Here is a 5,156-nt window from a genome sequence, read left to right as displayed (position 1 = left end):
GCGCGGCTGGCTCGTGCTGCCCGAGGGCGCGTCGGCCGACAACCCCTCGCCACTGCTCGTCGCCGTGCTCGCCAGCCCGCTGCCCAGCTGGAACGGCTGCACCTGGCGGTACAACCCGTGGCCGTTCACGGCCCGCTGCTACGCGGTGCTGCTGCCCCACCCTGCACTGTCGTCCGGCTTCGGTCAGCAGGGCCGCCGGCGCGGCGCCGGTGAGCGCGGCGAGGTGCGTGCGCACCGTGCGCGCCGCCTCCCTGCGCCGGCTCAGCGACCGCTCGTCCAGCGGCAGCGGCCACGGCTGCCCGGTGGCCGCATCCTCGCCCAGCGCCGGGTTCTCCGCGTCCGGCTCCGGCTCGTCGGCCCACGCCTCGATCTCGCCGTACCCGCGCGCGCAGTGGTCGTGCAGCGCGTTCAGGAACGCCGACGGGCCGCGTGGCCGCTTCTGGTTCGGCCCCCACCAGTGGCCGGAGCCGAGGAGCAGCGTCCTGGGGCGGGTGAACGTGACGTATCCGAGGCGCAGTTCCTCCGTCTCCTGGTGGTCCCGCATGGCGTCCTTGAACGCCTTCACCCCCTTCCCCGTCCACTCCTCCACCCCCGGCAGCGTCTCCCCGTCCCCCCGCAGCGCGTGCGGCACCACCTTCGCCTGCGACGTCCACGCCTCGCGCGCCCGCGTGTTCGGGAACTGTCCGGTGACGAGGCCGGGCACCGCGACGACGTCCCACTCCAGGCCCTTCGCCTTGTGCGCCGTGAGCACCTTGACCGTGTTCTCGCCGCCTGGCAGCGCGTTGTCCAGGCCCTTCTCGTACTGCGCGGCCGTACGCAGGAAGCCGAGGAACGCGAGCAGCCCCGCCTCGCCGTCGAGCGCGGCGAAGGACGCCGCCATGTCGAGGAAGTTGCCGAGCGTCTCGCGGCGGCGGGCCGCCAAGGCCTGCGGGGACGCCGACAGTTCCACTTCGAGGCCCGTCGTGGCCAGCACCCGGTGCAGCACGTCCATCAGCGGGTCGGCGAGCGACCTGCGCAGGTCGCGCAGCTCCTGGGCGAGGCGCGCGAAGCGGACGCGCGCGGCGGACGAGAACGGCAGGCCGTCGTCCGGCGCGCCGCCGCCGTCGAGGAAGGTGTCGAGCGCGTCGGCGAGCGAGATGACCTCGGACGGGTCGGTGGACTCGACGGCGGCGGCGAGGCGCGCGTCGGCGTCGCCGTCCCCGTCCGCGCCCCCGGCAGCCGTGCGCACGAGCAGCCGGGCGCGGCGGCCGAGCAGCGCGAGGTCGCGGGGGCCGATGCGCCAGCGCGGCCCAGTCAGCAGCCGGACGAGGGAGGCGTTGGCGCCCGGGTCCTGCAGCACCTCGCAGACGGCGATCAGGTCGGCCACCTCGGGGAGGTGGATGAGCCCGGAGAGGCCGACGACCTCCACCGGCACGTCGCGCGCGACGAGGGCGCCCTGGATGGCCGCGAAGTCGCCGGCCGTGCGGCACAGGACGGCGATCTCGCCGGGCTCCTTGCCCGTGCGCACCAGGTGGCCGAGGGAGTCGGCGAGCCACTCGATCTCCTCGGCGTGCGTGCCGAGGAGCGCACAGCGCACGGTGCCGTCGCCTTCGGCGCCGGGCGCGGGGCGCAGCGCCTCCACGCCCTCGTGCATGGCGCGCAGGGGGGCGGCGAGCCCGTTGGCGAGGTCGAGGAGGCGGCCGCCGCTGCGGCGGTTCTCGCTGAGCGAGAAGCGGGCGGCCGGCGTGCCGTCGGCGTGCGGGAAGTGGGCGGGGAAGTCGTCGAGGTTGGCGACGGAGGCGCCGCGCCAGCCGTAGATGGCCTGGCAGGGGTCGCCGACCGCGGTCACCGCGTGTCCCGTGCCGCCGCCGAAGAGGCCCGCGAGGAGGCGGCGCTGGGCGACGGACGTGTCCTGGTACTCGTCGAGCAGGACGATCCTGAACTCCTCGCGGAGCATCGCGCCGACCTCGGGGCGGGTGAGGGCGAGTTCGGCGGAGAGGGCGATCTGGTCGCCGAAGTCGAGGAGGTCGCGGGCGCGTTTGGCGGCGCGGTAGCGACCCACGAGGTCGGTGAGCTCGCGCCTCGCCGTCGCGGTCTCGGGGACCTTGCGCAGGTCGGCGTTGGTGAGGCGGGTGGCGGCGAGCGTGTCGAGCAGGCGCGCGTCGTACGCGTCGAGGCGGTCGGGGCGTACGAGGTGCTCGGCGAGCTCCGCGTCCAGCGCGAGGAGGTCGCTGACGAGCGTCGGCAGGGTCTTGGTGAGCGCGGGGTAGGGACCGGGGGCTTCGCGCAGCACACGCGCGGCGAGCTGGAATCGGGTGGCGTCGGCGAGCAGCCGCGACGAGGGTTCGAGCCCGATGCGCAGGCCGTGGTCGGTGAGGAGCTGCCCGGCGAAGGCGTGGTACGTCGAGATGCGCGGCTCGCCCGCAGGGGCGTCGGGGTCGATCCCGTCCGGGTCGAGGACGCCGGCCCGTACGAGCGCGGTGCGCACGCGCTCGGCGAGCTCGCCCGCGGCCTTGTTGGTGAACGTGAGCCCGAGCACCTGCTCGGGCGCCACCTGCCCGGTCCCGACGAGCCAGACCACGCGCGCGGCCATGACGGTGGTCTTGCCTGACCCCGCGCCCGCCACGATCACCTGCGGCGCGGGCGGCGCGACGACGCACGCCGTCTGCTCGGGGGTGAAGGGGATGCCGAGGAGCTCCTTGAGCTGCTCGGGATCGCTGATACGCGCGGCCACCCAAGGAGGCTAACCGCCGCCACTGACACCGCCGCGGGCGTCACCCGCCGGCCGCGGGCGTCCGCCCCGGCCGCGGGGTCAGACGACGGAACCCGCGCCCCACGCGTTCCGCAGGGCCGGCCGCACGTCCTCCCCGAGGACGTGGTGCGTCGTGCCGCCCGGCAGGGTGGGCAGCGCGGCCCAGTGCGTCACGGTCTCCTCGCTGTCCATGCCGTAGGGCAGGCGGACGACGCCGTCGGAGTCGAAGAAGCAGTCCCTGTGCTCCGTCCCGTCATCGGCGAAATGCCGGTCCGTGAAGACCATCGGCATCACCAGCCAGAACTCCTCGCCGGGCGGTGTCGTGCCGGGCTCGGCCGGATACCGGCCCGTGATGGCCGCGGCCACCGGCATACCCGGCTTCGGCAGCCTCTCGCGTGCGTCGACCCACGTGACCACGGTGTTCGGATTCATCAGCTCCACCCTTGCTCAGGCACTGTGCACCTTCCTTCTCCTCCCCTCTCCCCCTGTCTCCCCTCTCCCCTGACACTGACGCGTTTCGCCCGAGCCGAGCGAGGACGGCTCAATCGACCACCTGGCGGCCCTCCGGGAGCGCGCTGCACGACGCGCGGAACGCGCAGTGCGTGCAGTGCGCGCCCGGCGTGGGGGTGAAGCGTTCGTCCAGGACGCGGCCCGCCGCCTCCGCCAGCAGCCTCGGCGCCCAGTCGCCGGACGGCGGCTCCTGCGGCTGGATCCTCGGCAGCGCGTCGCCGCCCTCCTTGACGGGCGCGGGCTGGCGCAGCTGGACGAGTTCCGCGCCGCCCGGCTGCGGCCTGCGGCCCTCGAACGCGCCGTCCACCGCGCCCTCGCCGACCGCGAGTTGGTACACGGCGAGCTGTGCGTGGTGCGCCACCTCGTCCTTCGTCGGCGCCTGCTTGCCCGTCTTGAAGTCGACGACGTACGCGCGCCCCTCGCCGTCCTTCTCCACGCGGTCCATGGAGCCCCTCACGCGCACCTCGTACTCCCCCGCCCCGATGGTCACGTCGAACTCGTGCTCCGTGGCGACGGCCTGCCGTCCGCCACGGTCCGTGACGTGCCAGCGCAGGAAGCGTTCGAGCGCCGCGCGCGCCTGGTCCTTCTCCTGCGCCGACTTCCAGGGCGCGTCGAAGGCGAGGCCGTCCCAGACGGTGTCGAGCCGCTCCATCAGGACGGCGAGGTCCGCGGGCGTCCGTCCGGACGCGACCTCGTCCGCGAGTACGTGCAGCACGTTGCCGAAGCCCTGGGCCGTGGTCGCGGGCGCGTCGGCCTTCACCTCGCGCCCCAGGAACCACTGGAGCGCGCAGGTGTTGGCGAGCTGGTCGAGCGCGCTGCCCGACATCGCGACGGGCAGCGCCCTGTCGCGCAGCGGCACCGCGCTGAGCGTCGGCTCGTACAGGCCCCACCAGCTGTCGGGGTGTGCGGCGGGGACGAGCGGCGTGCCCTCCTCGTCGGTGAGCGCCGCGAGACGCGCGAGGCGCCGCGCGGCCGCGTCCCTGAGCGCGGGGCTCGCGTCCGGGTCGACGGTCGTGGCCCGCAACTCCGCGACCAGCGGCGCGACGGCGAGCGGGCGGCGGGGCCTCGCCGTGATGTCGCGCGGTTCGACGCCGAGTTCGGTCAGGAAGCGGGACGGCTGGTCGCCGTCGTCCGCGGCGGACTTGACGGCCGTGACGACGAGCCGGTCGCGGGCGCGCGTGGCCGCGACGTAGAAGAGCCTGCGCTCCTCGGTCAGCAGCGCGCCCGGGGTGAGCGGCTCGGCCAGGCCGTCGCGGCCGATGCGGTCCGCCTCCAGCAGGGAGCCGCGGCGGCGCAGGTCGGGCCAGAGGCCTTCCTGCACGCCCGCGACGACGACGAGGCGCCACTCCAGGCCCTTCGAGCGGTGCGCGGTCATCAGGCTGACGGCTTCGGGGCGCACGGCCCTGCGGGTGAGGGTGTCGGCGGCGATGTCCTGCGCGTCCAGCTCTTCGAGGAAGTTGAGGACGCCTCGGCCGCCGGTGCGTCCCTCGGCGCGTGCCGCGGCGTCGAAGAGCGCGCAGACCGCGTCGAGGTCGCGGTCGGCGTTGCGGCCCGCCGCGCCGCCGCGCAGGGCCGCGCGCTCCAGCCGTCCCGGCCAGGGCGTGCCGTCCCACAGCGCCCACAGGGCCTCCTCGGCGGTGCCGCCGCCTTCGAGGAGCTCGCGGGTCTTGCGCAGCAGGTCGCCGAGGCGCTGCGCGCCGCGCGCGTAGGCGGGATCGTGCGTGACGAGCCGCTCGGGCTCGGCGAGGGCGCGCGCGAGCAGCACGTCGGACGGCGGCGGCAGCCGCTCGCCCGCGCGCCGCTCGTCGTCACGCAGAGCGCGCCCGAGGCGGCGCAGATCGGCCGCGTCCATGCCGCCGAGCGGCGAGCCGAGCAACGCGAGCGCGACGTCGACGGGCAGCGCCGCGTCGGCGGG

At 75.4% G+C, this 5,156-nt stretch carries 3 protein-coding genes; all 3 read right to left on the bottom strand.

Features of this window, described 5'->3' with window-relative positions; translation table 11 throughout:
- A partial coding sequence (locus JFN87_RS31940; protein WP_307865673.1) for an ATP-dependent helicase occupies positions 1-2,713 on the bottom strand: 2,713 nt, incomplete at its 3' end.
- A 78-nt stretch (positions 2,714-2,791) separates the two neighbouring features.
- On the bottom strand, positions 2,792-3,163 hold the full coding sequence (locus JFN87_RS31935; protein ID WP_209345824.1) for an AQJ64_40280 family protein: 372 nt from the start codon (positions 3,161-3,163) through the stop codon (positions 2,792-2,794).
- 109 nt (positions 3,164-3,272) lie between these two features.
- Positions 3,273-5,156 (bottom strand): UrvD/REP family ATP-dependent DNA helicase (locus JFN87_RS31930; protein ID WP_209345822.1); only part of this gene is annotated, 1,884 nt, incomplete at its 5' end.

The sequence above is a fragment of the Streptomyces montanisoli genome (assembly GCF_017813245.1).
Lineage (GTDB): Bacteria > Actinomycetota > Actinomycetes > Streptomycetales > Streptomycetaceae > Streptomyces > Streptomyces montanisoli.
The sequence above is the reverse complement of the archived record's forward strand: the minus strand, read 5'-3'. Positions and strand labels throughout refer to the sequence as shown.

Excerpts from the sequence above, each read along its gene's own strand:
- JFN87_RS31935 (WP_209345824.1), bottom strand. The coding sequence starts at position 3,163 with ATGAATCCGAACACCGTGGTCACGTGGGTCGACGCACGCGAGAGGCTG.